Source organism: Paenibacillus sp. PCH8 (assembly GCF_002968835.1).
Lineage (GTDB): Bacteria > Bacillota > Bacilli > Paenibacillales > Paenibacillaceae > Paenibacillus.
This window is the reverse complement of record NZ_PKQK01000006.1, coordinates 113,735-135,719: the sequence shown is the minus strand read 5'-3', so window position 1 is coordinate 135,719 and position 21,985 is coordinate 113,735. Positions and strand designations below refer to the sequence as shown.

18 protein-coding genes, 4 pseudogenes and 1 other annotated feature are annotated in these 21,985 nt (G+C 47.4%); of the genes and pseudogenes, 6 read left to right on the top strand and 16 right to left on the bottom strand.

Features of this window, described 5'->3' with window-relative positions; all coding sequences use genetic code 11:
• Positions 1–408 precede the first annotated feature (408 nt).
• Positions 409–1,002 (bottom strand): DUF2087 domain-containing protein, encoded by a 594-nt coding sequence (locus C0Q44_RS26100; protein ID WP_105410085.1) that lies wholly within the window; start codon positions 1,000–1,002, stop codon positions 409–411.
• Positions 1,003–1,180: 178 nt separating this feature from the next.
• Between C0Q44_RS26100 and C0Q44_RS26095 the strand changes: the two genes are divergently transcribed.
• The 3 genes from C0Q44_RS26095 to C0Q44_RS26085 all read left to right on the top strand — a co-directional run bounded on the left by C0Q44_RS26095 (position 1,181) and on the right by C0Q44_RS26085 (position 3,548).
• Complete coding sequence (locus C0Q44_RS26095) at positions 1,181–2,179, top strand: YpdA family putative bacillithiol disulfide reductase (protein ID WP_105410084.1); 999 nt, start codon at positions 1,181–1,183, stop codon at positions 2,177–2,179.
• Positions 2,180–2,184: 5 nt separating this feature from the next.
• Entirely contained in the window at positions 2,185–2,628 is a 444-nt protein-coding gene (locus C0Q44_RS26090) for a DUF441 domain-containing protein (protein ID WP_105410204.1), read from the top strand.
• A 407-nt stretch (positions 2,629–3,035) separates the two neighbouring features.
• Positions 3,036–3,548 (top strand): ADP-heptose synthase, encoded by a 513-nt coding sequence (locus tag C0Q44_RS26085; RefSeq protein WP_105410083.1) that lies wholly within the window; start codon positions 3,036–3,038, stop codon positions 3,546–3,548.
• A 112-nt stretch (positions 3,549–3,660) separates the two neighbouring features.
• Here the strand turns inward: C0Q44_RS26085 and C0Q44_RS26080 are convergent, their stop codons facing one another.
• Positions 3,661–4,110: an NUDIX domain-containing protein gene (locus C0Q44_RS26080; protein WP_105410082.1), complete on the bottom strand. Its 450-nt coding sequence runs from the start codon at positions 4,108–4,110 to the stop codon at positions 3,661–3,663.
• A gap of 75 nt (positions 4,111–4,185) precedes the next feature.
• On the bottom strand, positions 4,186–4,482 hold the full coding sequence (locus C0Q44_RS26075; RefSeq protein ID WP_105410081.1) for a HesB/YadR/YfhF family protein: 297 nt from the start codon (positions 4,480–4,482) through the stop codon (positions 4,186–4,188).
• Between the two features lie 483 nt (positions 4,483–4,965).
• On the opposite strand from C0Q44_RS26075, the pseudogene C0Q44_RS26070 reads away from it, so the two are divergent.
• Positions 4,966–6,710, top strand: a pseudogene (locus tag C0Q44_RS26070) (ABC transporter ATP-binding protein).
• A gap of 12 nt (positions 6,711–6,722) precedes the next feature.
• Positions 6,723–8,804 carry an ABC transporter ATP-binding protein gene (locus tag C0Q44_RS26065; RefSeq protein ID WP_105410080.1) on the top strand — a complete coding sequence of 694 codons (2,082 nt, stop codon included), beginning with the start codon at positions 6,723–6,725 and terminating at the stop codon, positions 8,802–8,804.
• Between the two features lie 198 nt (positions 8,805–9,002).
• Here the strand turns inward: C0Q44_RS26065 and C0Q44_RS26060 are convergent, their stop codons facing one another.
• The 5 genes and pseudogenes from C0Q44_RS26060 to C0Q44_RS26040 all read right to left on the bottom strand — a co-directional run bounded on the left by C0Q44_RS26060 (position 9,003) and on the right by C0Q44_RS26040 (position 14,163).
• On the bottom strand, positions 9,003–9,629 hold the full coding sequence (locus tag C0Q44_RS26060) for a YdcF family protein (protein ID WP_105410079.1): 627 nt from the start codon (positions 9,627–9,629) through the stop codon (positions 9,003–9,005).
• Positions 9,626–10,171, bottom strand: a complete 546-nt coding sequence (locus tag C0Q44_RS26055) for a hypothetical protein (RefSeq protein WP_105410203.1) — start codon at positions 10,169–10,171, stop codon at positions 9,626–9,628. The genes C0Q44_RS26060 and C0Q44_RS26055 overlap by 4 nt, the downstream gene beginning before the upstream one ends.
• A gap of 133 nt (positions 10,172–10,304) precedes the next feature.
• A pseudogene (argS, locus tag C0Q44_RS26050) lies at positions 10,305–12,034 on the bottom strand (arginine--tRNA ligase).
• Positions 12,035–12,099: 65 nt separating this feature from the next.
• Positions 12,100–12,393: a binding site (T-box leader), on the bottom strand.
• A gap of 251 nt (positions 12,394–12,644) precedes the next feature.
• The gene (locus tag C0Q44_RS26045; RefSeq protein WP_105410078.1) at positions 12,645–12,983 is read right to left on the bottom strand and encodes a four-helix bundle copper-binding protein; all 339 of its coding nucleotides are present in this window, start codon (positions 12,981–12,983) and stop codon (positions 12,645–12,647) included.
• Positions 12,984–13,050: 67 nt separating this feature from the next.
• Complete coding sequence (locus tag C0Q44_RS26040) at positions 13,051–14,163, bottom strand: CobW family GTP-binding protein (protein WP_105410077.1); 1,113 nt, start codon at positions 14,161–14,163, stop codon at positions 13,051–13,053.
• 162 nt (positions 14,164–14,325) lie between these two features.
• Between C0Q44_RS26040 and C0Q44_RS26035 the strand changes: the two are divergent.
• Positions 14,326–14,843, top strand: a pseudogene (locus C0Q44_RS26035) (MogA/MoaB family molybdenum cofactor biosynthesis protein).
• A gap of 67 nt (positions 14,844–14,910) precedes the next feature.
• Here C0Q44_RS26035 and C0Q44_RS26030 read toward each other — a convergent pair.
• From C0Q44_RS26030 to C0Q44_RS25995, 8 genes and pseudogenes are all read right to left on the bottom strand, one after another.
• Positions 14,911–15,465, bottom strand: a complete 555-nt coding sequence (locus tag C0Q44_RS26030) for a hypothetical protein (protein WP_105410076.1) — start codon at positions 15,463–15,465, stop codon at positions 14,911–14,913.
• Positions 15,466–15,539: 74 nt separating this feature from the next.
• Positions 15,540–16,559 (bottom strand): oxidoreductase, encoded by a 1,020-nt coding sequence (locus C0Q44_RS26025; RefSeq protein WP_105410075.1) that lies wholly within the window; start codon positions 16,557–16,559, stop codon positions 15,540–15,542.
• 120 nt (positions 16,560–16,679) lie between these two features.
• Complete coding sequence (locus C0Q44_RS26020) at positions 16,680–17,327, bottom strand: hypothetical protein (RefSeq protein WP_105410074.1); 648 nt, start codon at positions 17,325–17,327, stop codon at positions 16,680–16,682.
• Between the two features lie 321 nt (positions 17,328–17,648).
• Positions 17,649–19,103: a nicotinate phosphoribosyltransferase gene (locus C0Q44_RS26015; RefSeq protein WP_105410073.1), complete on the bottom strand. Its 1,455-nt coding sequence runs from the start codon at positions 19,101–19,103 to the stop codon at positions 17,649–17,651.
• A gap of 184 nt (positions 19,104–19,287) precedes the next feature.
• The gene (locus C0Q44_RS26010; protein WP_105410072.1) at positions 19,288–19,845 is read right to left on the bottom strand and encodes a cysteine hydrolase family protein; all 558 of its coding nucleotides are present in this window, start codon (positions 19,843–19,845) and stop codon (positions 19,288–19,290) included.
• A 63-nt stretch (positions 19,846–19,908) separates the two neighbouring features.
• Positions 19,909–20,711, bottom strand: a pseudogene (locus tag C0Q44_RS26005) (NUDIX hydrolase).
• A gap of 78 nt (positions 20,712–20,789) precedes the next feature.
• Positions 20,790–21,194 (bottom strand): PaaI family thioesterase, encoded by a 405-nt coding sequence (locus C0Q44_RS26000; RefSeq protein ID WP_105410071.1) that lies wholly within the window; start codon positions 21,192–21,194, stop codon positions 20,790–20,792.
• A gap of 254 nt (positions 21,195–21,448) precedes the next feature.
• Complete coding sequence (locus C0Q44_RS25995; RefSeq protein WP_374955158.1) at positions 21,449–21,862, bottom strand: YlbF/YmcA family competence regulator; 414 nt, start codon at positions 21,860–21,862, stop codon at positions 21,449–21,451.
• Positions 21,863–21,985 lie beyond the last annotated feature (123 nt).

Sequence of the window (21,985 nt, the reverse complement as noted above, 5' to 3'; positions counted from 1 at the left end):
AAAAAACCACGAGTATAAATACACCCGCGGCAATAATTAGTTAGCCGAATCAAAGGATTCCCGTCTTTGAAGACGTAACGGACGGTATATGTAACAATACACAACAATCCGCTACGTTCAATTCAGAAACACCCTTTTTTTTGGCAAGCAAAAAAGCCACGGGTTCGTCACCCGTGGCTTCATCTGAGCATGCTGCAATACTTTACGTTACATTGGATATTGCTATCCAGCTAACGCAAAAATCAGATGCTTTGATCCGTTCCGGAGACGCTGTTCATATTCAAATTAACGTATACTGCCATTAAGTTCGTCATATAACATCGCCTCTTTTCTTGTAGAATTATCCATTATGTTACACAGTCCACTCGGCTGTTGTCAAGCCTAATTCTGTAATCTAGTCTGATTCACTTATTTGACCTGATCCCAGCGGGTCCACATTTCTTTTGGATTCAGTTCATAGATCTCATCTGCCCGATACATGAACTGATGCATGATAAACTCCCGCCGGATCGTTGCAAAATCCTCATGATACGTCTGGATAAACGCATTCATTTCTTTTTCTGTGTACTTCCGACCGAATTCAAGTTGCTGGGCCAGATGTCCAAGTACAATCAGCTTTTTCTTGTACTGAGCCGGAATTTGACGCAATCGTCCATCTTTGGAGAAGAAATTTCTCATCACCGACGCTTTTAATGTTTCGTTCACATCACTCATATCAGCACTCTCCTCCCGCTTGAATATAAAATCAACCGAAGCCTGCGCATTCTCGCGGATAAACGAAGGATTAAGTGTGAAATACACTGTATTTTTCTCCCGTCGTTCCTGAATCAGTGCTGCCTCTCTCAGCTTGGATGCATGATGTGTTACGGTTGGCTGTGATAAGTTAAGTCGCTCGGCAAGTGCCTGACCGTGCAGTTCGCCTTGAGACAACAGCAGTAACATGCGAAGCCGTGTCGGGTCAGCCAACGCTTTGTGATACGCCACAATTTTCTCCAGCTGCATTATCGTTCATCTCACTTCCATTTAGATATATATCTAATTTGATATTAGTCTTTTCTTTTCTTGAAGTCAACATCTTGGGGTCCAAGACTGCCTGCCTTAGTTAAACTCGCGCTTGAACTGGCGTTGACCCGTTATTTACGGTAGGATTATATTGCTTGAAATAAGGAGGATTAAGAACATGGAAGATGTCATTATTATCGGCGGAGGCCCATGCGGTCTGTCTGCTGCCATTGAATGCGAGCGGCTGGGACTGTCCGCTGTGATTGTTGAGAAATACAATATCGTCCAATCTATTTATCTGTATCCAACCCATATGCAGTTTTTCAGTACAGCGGAGCTGCTTGAGATCGGTAACGTTCCGTTCAGCACACCCAATGACAAACCGTTTCGTTATGAAGCACTCGCCTATTATCGCAAAGTAGCCGAACATTTTGGCTTGCGTGTTCATAACTATGAGGAAGCCCGTGAGATCAAACGCAAGGATGATGGCACGTTTGAGGTACATACGCTCAATCGACGCGGGGAAGCCATCGTGCATGAAGGGCGCCATGTGGTTGTAGCTACAGGTTACTTTGACCATCCTAACTATCTCGGCATTCCGGGAGAAGATAAAGATAAAGTAACCCATTACTTCCGGGAAGCACACCCTTATACGCGTACACGCGTCGCCATTATCGGCGGAAGCAACTCAGCCGTGGATGCAGCAATGGAACTGGTTCGTGTCGGGGCGCATATTGATATGGTTTATCGAGGCAGTGGTCTGTCCCAACATATCAAACCATGGGTACGTCCCCTGTTCGAGAGCCTGGTGCAGAAAGGCCATATCACATTGCATCTGGAGTCCCGTGTGAATGAAATATTGGATGATTCGATTCGTCTGGTTCATGCGGATGGCTCCACACGTGAACTGGATAATGACTTTGTACTGGCGATGACCGGTTTCCGTCCGGATCGTCAATTGCTCGCTTCTGTAGGTGTGGAGATGTCCGATGATATGGATAAGCCTGTGTATGACGCACAAACCATGGAAAGCAGCGTACCTGGTATATATGTGGGCGGAGTCATCGCTTCAGGGCGTAATGCCAATGAAGTCTTTATTGAATCCGGACGCTGGCATGGACGATACATCGCGGAACATATCGTTAGCAGGCAGCGCGGACAGACTGAAGGGAAATGAAATCCATGGACATGACCTCCCTGTTACTGCTCGTGTTCGCGGCCCTCGGGATTATTAGCAGCAACACACCGATCACCGTAGCGATGGTATTTCTGTTGTTGTTACGAGTCCTTAATCTAAATCAGGCATTCCCGTGGCTTGAAAAATATGGGCTTACGCTCGGCATCATCATTCTGACGATTGGCGTAATGGCACCTCTAGCCAGTGGCAAGATGAGTCTGCAGACCATCGGCGAGTCTTTCCTGCATTGGAAATCACTACTCGCCATAGGCGTGGGTTTACTCGTGGCTTATCTGGGTGGACGTGGGGCTACGTTGATGGGTACACAACCGACTGTCGTCGCAGGGCTGCTCATTGGAACTGTCCTTGGTGTTGCTCTGTTCAAGGGTGTTCCCGTCGGCCCCCTGATTGCAGCTGGAATATTATCATTACTGCTGGGCAAATCCTGATCCGGGTTGTGACCTGACATGGTATGCAGGTTGGCTGTATTTCCCACCGTTGTGTGATATACTTCTATTCATGCAAATTATGTACACGAGTCTACAGCAGAATAATCCACATTAGAGGTTGTTCAAAAAGTCCGCTTTTGATTACGAAGGATGCCTAGCGGCATCATCAGCATCGAATATGGAATTCAGCCGAAATAAGCGGGAGGCTTACGAAGTATGTTTCCGAAGGAAACATTTTGGTTGCTCACGTAGTTTTCCCTACGCTCCGCTACTCCATTTCTAGCTTCATCCCATCTTCTCGGTACTGAAAACCGTCCTATTTGAACACGTACTATTATGGTTATGCTGTTGCATGAACTCATCGATTCATTTCACAACTATTAATGGCGCAGGAGGGTTCAGGAACCATGTCACGTCAGTTTGTTACGGAAGCCGTGATGGTGGCCATTTACGGTCAATTGCTCGCGCCGCCCGCGCCTGTTGAATATATTGTTCCTTATACCACCATCCTTGAGCTATATGAATTTCAGTTCAGTTCTGATCCCATGATGGATAACCCGACAGATGATCAGCATGTCAAATCCAAAATCAATGAAATGATTTCTTATTTTGAGGAACCGCTGAATAAGAAAAAAATAGAGCGAGCATTACTTGTTCCCTGGGCAAAAAGTCCCTCCATTCTATTTGGTGACCAAGTATCCATCGCCATTATCAACGCAGTCGATACGGCACAATACGGGGAGTATTTCGATCCCATTGAGACTGAACTGCTTCTCACCTCTCAACGCCTGAGTGTTCCAATTCTCACGGATCAGGTTGAACTGATCGCACGTATTATTGAATCGGAATCACCTGTACTCGTATTTGATATTGATGATTTTGATTTTGCGATGGATGATGAACCACTGGATCAGGTGTAACTCATGCAAAAATTTCCTAAACTGCTCCACTGGGCACAAGAATTGGTATCCAAAAAAATGACCTCAGCATCCACTTTCCATGGATGCTGAGGTCATTTGCGTCAACGCTTGTTTATTCTGCGATTTCACTTGCTAGCAGGATTCGGCTAATATCATTCAGAGGTGGTAACGACTCCATAGCAAAGAACTTCAGACCTGCATCACTATTTACCCGAGATTCCACCAAGTGATCCTGAATGATCTGTGCCCGGAACAGAGCAATGACATAGTACTCTTCATCTCCGCTGGTATGCAGATGCCGAAGATCAGGTCCCGAATACAGACCTTCCAGCGTCATGGTATCGGTTGTCCAACCCGTCTCTTCCCACAGTTCCCGATGTGCGGCATCTTCAATAGCCTCACCGGGACGCATCTCTCCAGCAGGCATTCGCCAATGACCATACTCAGCGTGCTGAATCAGCAGCAATTCACCTTGGTCGTTCTCGGCCCGCACCGCTGCTTTTACAATAATATGAGAGCGTTTTGCGATGTACTGGGCCAAATCTCGGGCTGGCAGATTCACTGCTTATCCCCCTCCTACTCGGAAGCCGATGGCGACCTGTGATTCATCTATTTCATTGCAGAATAAAACCCTGGATTAGACCTCGGTATAACGATATTCGATATCCTGACCTTCATCAACGATATCCACATGCAGCTGATGCCCTTTCAGGTACCAATAATCGTGATCTTCCATAAAAAATTGAATACCCGATACTTCGGTTTTGTCGGCAGGATGTCTTGGCTTCTCTACAGCTATTCCCAGCGAAAATCCAGGATGAAGACCGCCGCCGGAGCTATAACGGGCAAAGAATCGGATGCTGTCTCCCTCGTTCAAATTCAATTCTTCCTTGTACCAGCGAGCAGCTTGATCGGATACATGTATGGTACTCATTTGGTGTCAGCTCCTTCTGTATATATATGTTCCATCATATCTCTACAAAGACTTGAATACAAACCCGAGTGATCACATCAAGACAAAATAAATTGTGAAAAATGTTTGACAGATTGTAAAATCCGATGTTAAGATGCAAACATACGAGGTCTACATTGTATTTATTTCCAAAAAAGAAAGGGTGATTACGGTGTTTAACAAACATATGATTGTTCAATTTAGCACACAATTAAATACCGGAGCACACCCGAAATCATTCTTCCGTTCATAAGTCAGCATTACAGGAGTCTTTAATGAGAACCTCTGTAGTGTTCACTCACAATGAAACTTATGTATGGTGGCGGCTCTGTTCTCGGAGCCATGCTGCCGTATGATTATATGAAGACATACCGCCTGCGTGCGGTATGTCTTTTTTTGTGGGTACATTTTGGCATACATGAACGGAATCTGCATTTTGCGGACATTGAAAGGAAGGGATAACACTTGTTCTCAGTACTTAAAAACCTGGCCTGGTTCTTCCGGCTGGAACGCAAACGATACCTGGTTGGTGTCATTTTGCTTATTCTGGTAGGCGTTGCCGAACTGCTGCCTCCCCGTCTTCTTGGCAATGCCATCGACGAAATTGTGCGCGGTTCCATTACCGGCGCCTCACTTACCCGTTACATCTTACTTATTCTAGGAACGGTCGTCATTATCTATCTGGTCACCTACGTATGGATGCACAAACTGTTCGGTGGTGCCAACTTGGTCGAACGGTTGCTGCGTTCACGCTTCATGGACCACTTGCTCCGAATGACTCCGCCCTTTTTTGAGAAAAACAGAACGGGTGATTTGATGGCTCGCGCCACCAATGATCTTCGTTCCATTGCCACCACAGCAGGCTTCGGCATGCTGACGTTAACCGACTCTACGGCCTTCCTGGCCACTGTATTGTTCGCTATGGGTTTTCTGGTCAGTTGGAAATTGACTCTGGCTGCAATCCTGCCTTTACCTTTTATCGCCATTGCCATGATGATCTATGGTAAAGCTGTACATCAACGTTACACCCTGGCACAGGATGCATTCGGGGATATGAATGACCAGGTGCTTGAATCGATTGCCGGTATTCGTGTTGTGCGTGCCTATGTTCAGGAACGTCTGGACGAGAAACGCTTCGCCGATGTGACGGAAGATGTCTACCGCAAAAACCTGGCCGTAGCCAAAATGGATGCTTTATTCGAACCTACGATCCGCCTCTTTGTTGGGCTCAGTTATGTGATCGCGCTTGCTTACGGTATATATCTTGTGTTTCACAATGAAATCACCCTGGGGATCTCGTATCGTTCAATATGTACCTGGGGATGATGATCTGGCCTATGTTCGCCATTGGTGAGCTGATTAACCTGATGCAGCGTGGTAGCGCTTCTCTTGATCGGGTCAACGAAACGTTATCGGTAGAACCTGCCGTAAAAGATAGCGAGCAACCTGCTCATATTACGAATCCGGAAGAGATCGCGATGCAGGATGTCACTTTCCGTTACCCTAGTTCCACAATCGATAATCTCAGTCATGTCAGCTTCTCACTGCGACGCGGCCAGACACTGGGTATTGTAGGTCGCACAGGTAGCGGCAAGTCCACCCTGCTCAAACAATTGCTGCACGAATACCCTGCCGGATCGGGTACATTAAGCATCTCGGGCCATCCTATTCAGGATATCGCCAAAGATGAATTGCATAGCTGGATTGGATACGTTCCACAGGAACAAGTCCTGTTCTCCAAATCGGTTCGTCAGAACATCCAGTTCGGTAAACCTGGTGCCAGTGATGAAGTCATTATGGATGCCATTCGTACCGCCGCTTTTGACGGGGATCTTGGAACCTTATCCGATGGGCTGGATACACTCGTGGGTGAAAAAGGGATCGCTCTGTCCGGTGGACAGAAACAACGGGTATCACTGGCACGCGCATTTATCTCCGATCCGGATATTCTGATCCTGGATGATGCCTTGTCCGCAGTCGATGCACGCACCGAAGCCAAAATCATTGAAAATATACGCAGCAAACGCTCGGGCAAAACTACACTGATCTCGACTCATCGCCTGTCCGCTATTGAACACGCAGACCGAATCATCGTACTCGAGCACGGGAAAATTACAGAAGAAGGTACTCACCAGGAACTGCTCGCCATGAATGGCTGGTACCGTGAACAATATGAACGGCAACAGGTAGAGTCCAACCTGTCCACGTAGGAGGTCAACTCATTGAAGTCTAATACAGGCCAAAGGCTGCTACATTACGCCTTGAAAGCCAAAGGAACATTTATAGCTGCATTAATTATGCTTACGATTGGTGTTGCGGCCGAACTCGCCGGTCCGTTCATCGCCAAATCCATGATCGACAATCATTTGCTCGCGATCGAGCAGCCTTTCTATGAGACAACAGCGTCAGACGAAGCAGCGGTCTACAATGGAAAGAACTACAAGCGCGAAGGATTATTTGAATCGGATGAAACCAAAGGTTCCGAAGTTCGGGTGTTGCAAGCCGGGAGAAGTTTTTATTTTGTAAACGAACCGGTAAGTGCACCTGACGGAGATCGCACCTATGCGGATGGAACCTTGACGGTTACACGCGCTGGTGAAGTGACTGGCCAATATGCTGCAGTGCCTCTGGCCGCTGGTGAACTGTTTGCTTTCTACAAACCGGAGATGCCCAGCATCTATCAATTGATCGTGTACTACATGATCTTTCTGGTGATCTCGGTCATTATGGAGTTTGGTAAGACCTACTGGCTGCAATCCTCTGCCAACAAGGTCATTCAAAGACTTCGCAACGATGTGTATGCCCATATTCAGCGATTGCCGGTACACTTTTTTGATAACCTGCCTGCCGGTAAAGTTGTATCTCGGGTCACGAACGATACAGAAGCCGTTAAGGATCTGTTCGTTGCTGTTCTCTCGAACTTTTTCTCGGGCATCATTACCATCATGGGTGTCTATGTCGCTCTCTTCCTGCTCGATTTCCGCCTCGGCCTGATCTCATTATTCGTCGTGCCGATGCTTATTACGTGGATTGTACTTTACCGCAAATTCGCCACTCGCTACAATACGATCATTCGATCACGGCTGAGTGAGATCAATGCGATCATTAACGAGTCCATTCAGGGAATGTCCATTATCCGCGTATTCCGCCATCAGAAACAAACCAAGCAGGAATTCGAAGACTTGAATGACGATTACATGAAACACCAGAACAAAATGCTCAACCTGAACGCTTTCACCTCACACAACCTGGTTAATGTATTGCGGAACATCGCCTTTGCGGTTGTCCTGTGGTACTTCGGTTCCAGTGTGCTGGATGGCACAAGTATAATCTCACTGGGGGTTCTGTATGCATTCGTCGATGTCCTGGGCCGCTTGTTCCAGCCGATTACCGGCATGGTGAATCAGCTCGCCAACCTGGACTCTTCTCTCGTATCGGCTGGTCGTGTCTTTGAGCTGATGGACGAAAAGGGAGAACCCGTAACCGATGGCTCCATGCCAAGATACAAGGGAAATGTCGTATTTGACGATGTATCCTTTGCTTATAAAAAAGATTACGTGCTCAACAACATTTCGTTTAAAGCATCACAAGGCCAGACGGTGGCTCTGGTCGGTCACACCGGTTCTGGTAAAAGTTCGATCATCAACCTGCTGTTTCGCTTCTATGATCCACAAAAAGGAAAAATTACGATCGACGGTCAGAACGTCAAGGATCTGCCTAAACAGTGGATACGGGAGCATATGGGAATTGTATTACAAGACCCGTATCTGTTCACAGGCACGATTGCCTCCAACGTCAGTCTCGGGGATGAGAAGATTTCCCGTGCACGGATTGAACAAGCATTGCGTGATGTAGGTGCAGAACGTATACTGGCTCATCTGCCGCAAGGGTTCGACGAACCGGTCGTTGAAAAAGGAAGCACTTTGTCTGCCGGTCAGCGTCAATTAATTTCCTTTGCCCGCGCACTGGCCTTCGATCCAGCCATCCTTATTCTGGATGAGGCTACTGCCAACATTGATACCGAAACGGAAGCATTAATTCAAGCTGCGCTCGAAGTCCTCAAAAAAGGACGTACCACATTCATCATCGCTCACCGCCTATCTACCATTCGTTCGGCAGATCAGATCCTCGTCCTGCATCGCGGACGTATTGTTGAGCAGGGGGCACATGATGAACTGATGGAACTGAAAGGCCGCTATTATCAGATGTACCAGCTTCAACAAGGTGCTCAGGCTGCAAGTATCGAGAGTCCTTCGGACGAGAGCATTCGAACTTCAGCTTCCTTTGCGGGAGGAAATGCATAGTAATTTAGAAAGTAGATATTTTAGAAAGTCGGCTAGGCCTGACTTGATCATTAAAAACGCGCTGTGCGGCAACCTTATTGTTGTTGTGCAGTGCGTTTTTTAAGTGCTTATCCGCAGTGAATCCATTTGTTGAGAGTATCTTTCATCTTTTATTTTTCTATGTTTCTTCCTATAGAAAAAGACAACCCACACCAAGCCTTACGGCTGTTGCGGATTGTCTATCCATCCTTTGATTGTATATCCCATATACATCACAGTCTCTCTTGCGAGAAAAGGAGACTTGCTGCGCCAAGTCTGATAAGCCGTCGTTCGTGTCGGAGATGGTACAGCGTCCATACCCAGTCCCTTAGCCAGCTTCATGGCTCGTTTCATATGTAATGGATCACTCACGATCGTATACGTATGATAGCCGGCCTGCTCACCTGTCTGAATCGAATGGACCAGATTCTCCTCGGTGATTCGAGATTCGGTCTCTATGCGAATATCCCCAGGATCTACGCCATGTGCAATCGCATAATCCCGTCCAACCTCAGCTTCTGCAGGATCTTCAGCACGAGCCGATCCGCCTGTGAACAGCAGGTTTTGAACTATATCCTGGCGGTATAATTCTATCGCGTGTTCGATACGTTCGCGGAACACAGGTGAAGGGTTATCCCGCTCCACGGCTGCACCCAGAATGATCGCTGCATCCGACTTTCTGGACGAATCCTCATCCGTGTAGGCCAAGATAAGTCCAGCCGTAACCCCAGCCCATGTGCTCCCCATCCATAAAGCGACCAAGATCGTGATGATAATCCAGCGTTTCTTATTGCGTTTGCTTCTCATTCATCCTCTTCCAATGCCCGTGCTTGCATGCTCTCGGCATGCATTCGCTCCAGCGTTTGCAGAGCTGCCGCCGATTCGGCATCCAGACCAAGCTCTGCAATCCAGGCACCCGTATATTGCTGAAGACGGATCTCCAGCTCCTGCGCACGGTTTTTGAAATCCTCCAGTTCCTTGATCATGCGTGATCGTCCTTCCGGACTGAATGTTTCATGGATTCGTTCCTTGAAGTAGTGATGTACGATGCGGTTACGTTGCTGCCACAATTCATTTAATTGGCGGGTCTCTTCTTCGGAGAACGTAAAATGATGGCGGACCTCATGAATGAGTTGCCCAAGTGAACTGCTCATCTTTCGTTCGTACAGATCTTCCAGATCTTCTTCGGACACTGCCTTTCCCTGAGACAATTTCATTAATAAAATCAGATTGACCAGCTGCTGTTCGAGCGCCTGCCCGTAGTACACGGCCAATCCGTAATAGGCAAACAATTCCCTGGAGTGTTCGCTGTCCAGCATGTCACCATTCTGGATGTTTGTATTTTGCATATGCGAGCGCCCCTTCAACCGTACAATGTTGTGCATTCGATGTTCCTCTATCGTAACCAAACGGAGAGCAACATTCAAGTTATCGGGAAACGCAGCTTCTAACTTCGCAGATACCTTCTCCAGTTCACTGGTATTACATCCGTTCCGGAGCCTGAATACCAAGCAAGTATAAACTGTAGGATAGACGCTCAGCAGTCCGTTCGGCTAATGCCACCCGGAAGGACCTTGCATCAGAGGTTGCATCGGCAATTCGCTCGGCGTGATAGAAGCGGTTGAACGCTTGGGCGACATCAATCGTATATTTGGCAATGACCGAAGGCTCATTGCGTTGAATTGCTTTTTCCAGAACCTCGGGATAATCTCCGAGAATTTTCAGCAATGCCCATGAGGCATCTCCGATACTAAATGGAATGCTCACTGAATCACTCTTACCATCCGCAAGGCCAGAAGTAACCAGATGATTTACATTTTCCATACGTATTGCCTCTTCGGCCTTGGCAAGTACACTTCGAATTCGGGCATGCGTATATTGCACATATGGGCCAGTCTCTCCTTCAAAGCTCACCGCATCCTCCAGGGAGAAATCCACATCATTCAACCGATTATTGCGCAGGTCACCGAAGACAATGGCGCCTACACCAACAGCCTCGGCCACTTTCTCGGGGTTCTCCAAGCTCGGGTTTTTCTGCTGTATTATCTGCAATGCACGGGCAACCGCTTCATCCAGTACTTCCTGCAAAAAGACAACTTTACCACGGCGTGTTGACATTTTCCTTCCTTCAAAACGCATTAACCCAAACGGAATATGCTCACAATTCGCAGACCACTCATATCCCATCCGGGACAGAACCGCAAATACCTGACGGAAATGAAGCTTCTGTTCTCCTCCGACCACGTATAACAATCGATCTGCCTTCATCACCTCATGACGGTAGACCGCTGTAGCCAAATCCCGCGTGGGGTAAATCGTTGTTCCGTCCTGTTTGATAATCAGACATGGGGGCATGTTCTCTTCTTCCAGACGTACCATGAGTGCACCATCACTCTCTTCGAGTAATCCCTTAGCCTTGAGCTCTTCAACCACCGCGCCCATCTTGTCATTGTAGAAGCTCTCCCCCAGCGTGTGGTCGAACTGAACATTCAATCGTTCATACATCCGGTTGAATTCCTTCATGCTCACTTCCACGAAGAACGCCCATAACCGGTGTGCTTCTTCATCCCCTTGCTCCAGCTTGCGGAACCAGTCACGTGCCTCGATCTCCAGCGAAGGATCACTCTCCGCCTCATCGTGGAAGCGCACATATAGTTCCAGAGAAGTACGGATGGGATCTGCCTGCAACGCTTCATCGTTTCCCCACCGTTTGTAGGCTGCGATCTGCTTGCCGAACTGGGTTCCCCAGTCCCCAGATGATTCACACTTTCGGACGTATAACCGGCTTCGTTATATAACCGATACAGTGCTGCACCGATCACAGTCGAACGCAAATGTCCAATTCCGAAGGGTTTGGCGATGTTAGGGGAAGACATATCAATCACGACACGCGAACCGAGACCAAGCTGAAGCTTACCGAACGCTGCATCTCCCAGTTCTTTAAGCAGTTTTGGTGCCAACTCTTCCCGATTGAAACGGATATTGACATAAGGCCCAGCGGAAGCAGCTTCAACTCCTGCGTTCTGTAACTCAGCTGCGACATCCGTCGCAATTACGGCAGGTGCTTTCTTCAAGGATTTGGCCAATGCAAAACAGGGGAATGCTACATCTCCCATCTCCGCCTGTGGTGGAACTTCCAGTAATCTCAGAACCTCTTTTTCATCCAATCCGGTTAAAGGGATAATATAGGCCGCAGCCTGCTTCATCAACATGTCGAACACTCCTTATCATCGTTCATTCTGGCAGAAAATAAATACAAAAAAGCTCTCGTCTCTATATAAGAGACGAGAGCTGAATTCACAGTTCCCGCGGTACCACTCTAGGTGAACAGATGCTTGTGGTGTACACTAACTAACATGCATGCCAATGGGAATCTGCTCCGCTCGATGCGTATAACGGTCGCAGCCGGATTATCCTCAGACAGATCTTACATCCACAATCGGGATGCGCACATCTTTTCGGACAACCATCTCACGGGTGCGGTTCACTCAGGTCATGTCATACCGGCTTCCACCTGCCCCGGCTCGCTGTCATGTATGGATCTGGCTACTCTCCCGATCATTGATGTTCTTCTCATTGATGTTCTTCGTTTCGATTCATTGCCATCATTATACAGACCATGGTCTGACTTGGCAACCTGTGTGTTTAAGCGGACATGAAGACATTCGCTGGCAAACAGACTTAAAAACATGAAAACATGAAAAATCCCCTCTGGAAAAAACGTATAGGCACATCGTCTCAGATGCCTAGCTTACGCTACATTCCATGAGGGAACCAACATGATTATCGATTCTTTTCATTTCCGATCCAAAGGAGTGATATTTACGCCACTACTGCTGCCATCATCCGGCACGCTTCTGCACATTTGCGGCAAGCTTCTGCGCAAGCTTGGCAGTGATTATGCTGGTGTTTGCCACACTCTGCGGCACAAGCTTCACACGCTTTTACACACAGCTCGCAGATTTCTGCAATGAAATCACTTCCACGTGTCATGGCTTGTGCAGCAAAGTTGCAGATCTCCGCACATTCCCGATTCAAGCGAATGCAATCACGCAGCATCGCAAGATCATATTCTTTCAGACTCGATATGTAACATACGTTACATGCATTCATGCTTTCCAGGCAAGCATCGATACATTGTTGAATTTGTTGTTGTGTCATTTCAAGTGACCTCCCAGGCAAAGTTTGCTATGCTTCTTAGTACCCAGTACGGAGGAAATTTGAATCATTAATCCGGTTTTATCGCTTCCAATTCCAGTAATTGGTTACGAATGACAGATTGGTCAAAATGTTCGCCGATGAACACAGCCACATTGGCCACATCCCCCTGAGGTGTGATCTTCATGTAATCCGATTCACGGTAGGCGTACTGGAACCAGAATCGGCTCGCCGTGTCGCTAAACGATAAAATCCCTTTCGCTCGATACACATCCCGCGGCAAATCGGATACAAACTGTTCAAAAGCTTCGCTATTCACCGGATGACTGAAATAATGTGTATACACCATAACGTGTTCATGCGATGCATGAGGCGTGGATTGCTGAAGACCGTGATTATGGACATGGCTGTGATCGAGGTCAGCAGAATCTCCTTGGACCGTGTGTTGCTCATGACCATGACTGCATCCATGTGTTCCACAGGCCTCCGTATGTACATGATGCTCTTCGGGAACTAGCTTATCACCTTCGGAAGGTGATTCTCGAACGTGTACATCGCCCCCGCTGGCAAGCATCAGATCCATCTCCACCTCACATTTGACTGTAGGAATAACAGGTGCGAAGCCATTCCATTTGGCCAAAAGTTGTTCCAGATCCTGAAGCTCCTGCTCACTCACACGATCCGTTTTGTTCAGGAGAAGCACAGACGCACAACGAATCTGCTCTTGCATCAGCTTGAAGGTCTGCCCCTTCTGCTCCTGATAGAGACCGGATAGATGCGCTGCATCCACAACGGTAATAAGACTTTTCAGTTCCAATCGCATGTAAAGTGAAGTTTCCGTTACCGCATCCAGAATTTCCATCGGGTTTGCTGCGCCGGTTGCTTCAATGATGATGACATCCGGAGATTCCTCCTGGACAAGATCAGCAAGTTGTAATCCCAAGTCTCCACGTACGGTACAACAGATGCATCCACCTAACATTTCCGTCATCGGGACAGTAGAATCAACAATCTGTCCATCCAGATTGACTTCTCCCAATTCATTCATGACCACCGCGGGACGTAACCCCTGCCGTTGCCAATGTTCAATTAACTGAACGAGCAATGTCGTTTTGCCACTTCCCAAAAAACCTGACAGTATATATACAGGTATGGATTGTTCTTTTGAAATCGTTTTGTTCATTCTTAAACACCTCTCTAATTGTCCTTCTTGTAACCTAGTCTATCTATATCTAGCGAGTGTACACCATCCCGTATTCGTTGTTCAAGCTCTTCCCCGGTACATTGCCTGATCCTGACGAATGTTCTATGCTATGAGGACATGTGGATAAAAGGAGGAAGTATCATGACCAATTCAGTGGAACAACATCGTCAGGAAGCTCCAGACACGGTATCTTGCATGATTGTTACGGTGTCAGACACGCGCACCAAAGATACAGATACCAGTGGCCAGCTTATGCACCAGCTTCTGAATGAAGCCGGTTATCCAATTGTTGAATACATCATTACACCAGATGAAACGGAACGAATTCAAAGCATTCTGCAGGATGCAGCGGTTCGCGATGATATTGAAGCCGTCCTGCTTAGCGGCGGAACAGGGATTGCCCCCGAGATACAACCTACGAAGCAGTGTCTTCGCTGCTCGACAAAGAATTGCCGGGTTTCGGTGAGATATTCCGCTTCCTCAGTTATACCCAAGATATCGGTTCCGCTGCCATTCTGAGCAGAGCTGTCGCCGGAACGATTGGGCGAACCGCCGTCTTCTCCATGCCAGGCTCCCGTGGAGCCGTGAAACTGGCTATGGAACGAATTATTTTGCCTGAGCTGCGGCATGTCATGCGCGAAATATACAAACCCGTCTGAATGATCAGACGGGTTTTCGGGTTTTATTTTCAACTGTAGAGTACAGATCGGAGGGTTCGCACCTCTCCTACTTTAGTTGTTCAAGCACTTGCTGGAACACCTGCATAACATCCTGTTCGTATTGGTCCTTCTCTCCACCGGAAGCGGAATAGACTAATGAGACGTATCCTTTGCTACGAATCGTTGTTCGGCCAAGTGCATTCTCTAGGACAGCCTCATCGCTACGCTCACTGTACATCTCTTCCATGCGTGCAGCCCGGGTATCGGCATCACTGAAAATGTGGACTTTCACGATATGCCTGCCACTTCCATTCAACAAATACATATAAGAAATTCCACCCTGACCATCGTCGGCAGACATGTTATTCATCAGCTTAATGCCCCTTGCAGCAAATCCCTCCCTAAGTTCACTGACCAATGCACCGTTCAATCCGTGTCCCTGACTCTGTGCACGCATATTTCCTTCATCTGTTGCTTCCCGTGTGTAGACCTTCCGCTCCTGCTCCAAGGAAGAAGCCGAACAAGCCACCAGAGACCAGAGAACCACGATCATCACTCCACCTACACATACCAACTTGATTGTTCTACCTTTCAGATTCCACCCTTTTCTACCAACCCCCATGCTAATCCTTCCTTTCCAGCCACGTGCATCGTGACCCAATCAGGTAGAATTAGCATGTCTAGGCGCAAAGAATCTTATTCGGCAGGCAGATCTGTCTTTGTATTGACCACGGTACGCCCCACTGCACGACCTTGGAGTATCGTCTCCAAAGTATGTGGCAATTGGTCCAATGAAATCTCCCGAATACCCAGTTCAAGGGCGCGTTCCGGTTTCCATTCTCCGCCGAGCAGTTTCCATAACCGTTCCCGTCGCTCCATTGGACAATAAACGGAATCTATACCAATGAGCTGGATACCACGCAAAATAAATGGAAATACCGTAGACTCAAAAGCAGTCCCTCCAGTTAATCCGGATACCGCAATCGCGCCTCCATATTGAATCTGTTTCAATCGTTCCGCGAGTGCCGGACCTGCTGTCGGATCAACAATCCCCGCCCATAACTGTTTCCCCATGACACCTTTGGCTGGTGCATCGGCTTCTTCACGAGAAATAACTTCTGAGGCTCCCAAGTTTCGGAGTAATTGCTCCTCCTGGTCCATCTTGCCTGTGCTGGCTGTTACTTTGAAGCCAAGCTTAGCCAAAATCGCAACCGCCATACTGCCAACACCACCCGTAGCACCCGTAACCAGAATCTTGCCCATCTCCGGCGTCACTCCAGCCTGTAACAGAGCATCTACCGAAAGTGCAGCGGTAAATCCAGCCGTCCCAATTGCCATAGCTTCTTTCTCACTTAGACCCGGTGGTAGGGGCACCAACCATTCGCTGCGCAGACGAGCATACTCGCTGTACCCGCCATAATGGGAAACACCTGGTTCAAATCCTGTACTAATCACCCGATCCCCTGGAGCAAAACGTCCACTTACAGATTCCTCTACCGTTCCTGCAAGATCGATTCCCGGTATCATCGGGTATTCACGAACAACACCGCCCTTCTCAGTTGTAGCGAGTCCGTCTTTATAATTGACGCTGGAATACTGTACCTGTACCGTTACATCTCCACTCGGCAGGTCTTCTTTCTTCAGTTGCTCTACAGCTGCTTTCACGCCGCCTTGCTCTTCTTGACGGACAACATATGCGTTGAATTGGTTTTTCATCTAACTCACTCCTTCTTAAAACTTATATATTTTTCATTTAATGGAATTAATTATTCGCATTCATCTTCATTTCTATCTTTAATTCTGACTTTCTAATCTCAAGTATGCTTACGCTCAAGCTCAGTCTCTCCTAAGCGTCAACAGATATATTAATGGACCCACAATGGGGACAATCCCTGCGGCTACCCAAACTGGTGAACGTCGACTCGCTTCAGCATCCCTGAATATCGCAACTATGGAAAGTAAGGTCAGGATGATGAAATCAATCGTCATGATATGCACAAAAGAAGATTGCTTGAACGCTTCCATAAATACGTCCGGATGGCCTTGAGTTACTGCGTAAAATGCTGTCCCCAGCGTCAGTAGTAATAAAATGATATGTGTCAGCTTGTTGGCTGCTATTCGTCCAAATCCTGACTCACGCTGACGACCAAAATGCAGGCGCTCGTAACCCGAGCCTCTATTCTTGGATGATGACCATGCATAGTAGGGAAGCAGGGCAAACGCACCCAAACCGAAAGACAGCAAAACAAAGGGCCAAGCTCGCACACGTGCACTTCGCTCTTTCGCAGATGTTCTTAGCAGCATACAGGCATAGACTGCTGGAAAAATACCTAGCCACGAAAATACAGTAAGTAACCATGGCTCTTTGCTTTGCATGGTAACCAGTTCTTTGAATATGGGGTCACCTCCAGGTGACAGTCCCGGTGCGAACAACAATGCATACGTTATAAAAGAGAGCCAGATCAATCCTATTATCCATCTCATGTTTGCACCTCCTTTTAATTTCATCCCCGACCGGTCTATGATTGAAACAATGCTCAAGACTCAACCACTTCAGTTGGGGTTACCCTAATATGTCGAAGCAACACGCGGATAAATGCGGGATTTGACGTCTCCTGCGCTTTCCCGAGAAATAATGACTTCATTTCCCTAAGCCTACACAAGCCAAATTCAAGTATAGCCTGCTACATGGGTTGTCTGTCCATGATGTTTCATACATCACTGGTACATGGTCTGGGTCATATCAAAAAGGCATAAGCCAGTATTGTTTACTGGTTATGCCTCTCTAGCATCATTATGTGTGGATCATTCTTCTGTGGACTTCACATGTTCAGCAATGAGCTTCTGTTTCATATTCCAGGCTGCCGGGCTGATATTCACACGGTAGATCTCCGGGTTGAGCTTCCGCTGATATTCAGGCCAGAAGAGATTCATCTGTTCCCGGTGGTACGCACGTATCTCATCCAGACTAGGCAGTTCATATACTTTGCGCCCGTTCACAAAGATCGGTTCGAGCATGTTTACCGCTTCGTAGCGGGTAACAGTCTTTTTCAGATACGGGTGTAGCGGGTTGAACAGCTTGAGCGGCCCACCCTGGAGCGGCTGTTCTTCTCCCGGATAGCAGATATAATCTGCAATCGCTTTGCCATGCTTCGGATCAATGATCCGGAACACTTCCTTTTTACCAGGTGTGGACACTTTTTCAGGATTGGCAGAGATTTTAATCGTAGGTTGCATCTCACCATCGACTTCACGCTCAACCAATTTGTATACCCCACCCAAAGATGGCTGGTCAGAAGCGGTAATCAGCTGTGTGCCGACACCCCATGTATTAATTCGCGCTCCTTGAGCCTTCAGGTCGAAAATTGTATTCTCATCCAGATCATTGGACGCTACGATCTTCACATAATCCAGTCCTGCCTCGTCCAACATCTGACGGGCCTGAATGGACAAGTAAGCGAGGTCACCGCTATCCAGACGAATCCCTTTCATCTTTTTCCCTTGGCTTTCCAACCATTTTGCTGTCTTGATGGCATGGGGAACTCCGCTATTAAGCGTATCAAAGGTATCCACCAGCAGTGTCACCTGATCAGGCAACACTTTCGCATATACGTCAAACGCCTCCTGCTCGCTCATAAAGCTCTGCACCCAGGAATGGGCATGTGTACCTGCAGTAGGAATTCCGAAGCGCTCTCCGGCCAGCATATTGGACGTTGCATGGAATCCTGCCACATACGAGGCACGTGCGCCCCAAATGGCCGCATCTGCTTCCTGTGCACGCCGTGTACCGAATTCGAGCAACGTATCCTGCTGTGCTACCTGTTTGATCCGCGAAGCCTTGGTTGCAATCAACGTCTGATAGTTCATGAAGTTAAGTATCGCTGTCTCCACCAATTGTGTCTCCATAATGGAGCCTTCTACCCGAATGAGCGGTTCGTCAGGGAAAACAATTGCCCCTTCCTTCATGGAATGAATTGTCCCGTGAAACGAAAACTGGAGCAGTTCTTCCAGAAAGACCGGATCGTAATTTTCCTCTTGTTTGGATAAAAATTTGATGTCGTCCATGGTAAACCGAAGGTGGCTGATATAACTCACAATACGTTCCAATCCGGCAAATACCGCATATCCGTTGCCAAATGGGAGCTTACGGAAATACGCTTCAAATACCGCCTTTCGTTTGTGAGTACCGTTCACCCAATGGGCGTACATCATATTAATCTGATATTTATCCGTATGTAAAGCCAGGCTAGTCGTCTGCATTTGTCTCATCCTCTCTGACTTCCGCTCGTGCCCGCAGATCTGATCTGAGGACACGGGTTAACATAGGGGGACTTATTCTTCATGATTCTGTTCATCCGTGATAACTAACAAGTCTCCCGTGTAATCCTATTCACCATATTCAGTCGTATCCTAACCTTAGTTAGCAAGACCGGATTACGTATAGTTATGACAAGACAGTTTCACTTGCCTTAACCACCTGGGCACCAAGGCTGGAACGAAAATGTCCAAGTGCCCAATCATGTCCTGCCGGATTAAAGCTGGCTACGGCATCTTTATATACCGTAATATGAAATCCTTTGTTGTAAGCATCCACTGCAGTATGTAATACACAAATATCCGTACATACCCCAATGAGTGCAATATCTGTAATGCCACGTTCACGTAGTCGGAGTTCCAGATTAGTGCCACTGAATGCGCTGTACCTTGTCTTATCCATCCAGCGAATGTTGGCTTTCCGTTCTTCCATCACTTGGGCAAGACGACCATACAACTGTCTTCCCTCTGTGCCCCTGATGTTATGAGGTGGAAAAAGTGCGGTCTCCGGATGATACGGGTCATTCTCCTCATGGAGATCCACAGCCATGATCACTTCATGTTTGTTATTACAGTAAGCTTCCGTTACAGCTGCGATCGTCTCTGCGATCTCTACTGCCGGCTGACCTACAGGCAAAGAACCAGTCACGAAATCATTTGTAAAATCAATGACAATCAGTGCTTTCATCGTCAACACTCCCTTGGCTCAGAATGGGTTGATCCTGATTCAATCCAGATGGCTCGCTGCACATTACGTGTAGATGGATAGACGAGGTACAAGTTCTGTAAACCGATAGAGCTGCGCAGGACGCTGTGAGTACTGGTTGGAACTCATTAGATTTCCCTCTTCATCCCGTACTTCTTCCACAATGCCTTTGCGACTGCGGGTAGACGTAATTTTCCGAATGAAATTGGGTTCTTCGAAATCCGGTACAACACTTTGAATGACCTGATATAATTCACTTAACGTAAAATCACGTGGCAGGAACTGACGCGCAATGGTCGTTTCCAGCATCTGCTGTTGAATACGTCGATAGGCATCTTCAATAATCGTTCTGTGATCAAAGGCCAGCTCCAGCTCTTGCAATGCTTCCTGAATGGTAAACAATCCAACGTCCTCCGCATCATCTGCGGCTTGACGGTGCTCCAGCATCCATTCTTCCACAAGTGCGAAAAATGCATGAGAGATAATCCAACCCCTTGGATCACGACCAGGCTGACTGTATACATTCAAGTATTCCAGATGTCCACCATCCACACCTGTCTCTTCCATCAGTTCACGCTTAGCTGCACCGTAGATGGATTCATTCTCCTGACAGAATCCACCGGGTAACGCCCATCTACCGGCAAAAGGCCAGCCTTTACGCTTAATCAGCATCACTTTCAGTTCCCGAATGGGCAGTGTCTTCGTCACCGTCTTGCGTTCCCGCTTGGTCAACGTGAACATGACGATATCCGCCGGAACACCATCGGGGTACGATATTTCTTGGAACTATAGGCAAGTGCTGCCTGTTCATCGCTCTCTGCATTGAAGTTTTCGTAGTTTTCGCTCATGGGCACCACCGACTATTTTCATTTTGATATTTTCATTATGACATAATAATATTTTTTGTCAACCGTGAAGTTCCACTTCTACGTTCTTGGACGTGCTATGCGGAATGTAGCTGTAGCCATACATCCCAGTGTGCCTGTTGCATCACGAACCTCAGATTGAGTCGTAACACTTCGCCCAGCCTGATGAAGTACGGTAGACGTCACGATTAATTCCCCTTGTTTCATGGGTGCAAGAAAATGCACATTCAGGTTCGTTGTCACACAGCCGTCCACTTCCATCGCAGCTGTTGCGACCATGCCCATCGCCTGATCCATGAGTGAAGTCAGTACACCACCATGAATAATTCCCATGGAGTTGGTATGATGTTCGCCTGCAGTCAGCCCGATCTGTACTTCTTTTCCGTCCCCTTTAATATATCGACAGCCAAGAAATCCCCAGAACCGTCCGTCTCCGTCTTTCACCATTTTGTCCAAAATGCTCATTATTCATTTCTCCTTTATTGCACTGCAGGTATCAAGCTCTTGATGTCACGTGCCTTTATAATTAAGATTTATAATTAAGAATCCGCGATTCCTATAATATGTTGAAGTAAACCAACTCATCGCGCCACACAAAATAACCCCACAACGTGGAGCTTTGCTTGGAAGTATATTCCGAGTACTTGGCATAGCCACCTCATCTTAATACCTAGTTAATGTCAAAAAAGGCGCGGACTGCGTCCGCACCCTTCCGTCATTTAACCGCAACTGGTCGGAGGTGAATCCGTTCCAGCTTCCACGTTCACTTTTTCGGAAACCGTATCCCGGATTACGGAAATCACAAGCTGAAGCAAGTAGTTGATATCGCTCTGGCTCTGCTGAAATTCCGTAACCAATGGAATGCTGTCCAGTTCACTTTGCAGATCTTCAATTTCCTGTTCAATTTTGCTGACCATCTCACCGTTTTTGAAGCTCTCAAATGCAACGATCTCTTTTTGCTTCTTCTTGATCGTTGCAATCAATTGCTGGATGCGTTCATGATCACGAATTTTGGATTCAGCCTGCTGAAACTGTCTAACTTCTTCACTCGTTCCAAGCATATCCGCCAACTCTTTGGTTTTTCCCATAATGTCGTCGCGTATGACCAGATTGCGCGTATCGTAGGTAGGCATTCCATAATGGTTGTACTGCACTTCTTCCTGCGCCACTGAAATCGCTCCATTCTATGAGATGATATAAGATGAAAACCTGGCTTAATATAAATTCAGACGATTGCTCCATGACCGCTACGGTTA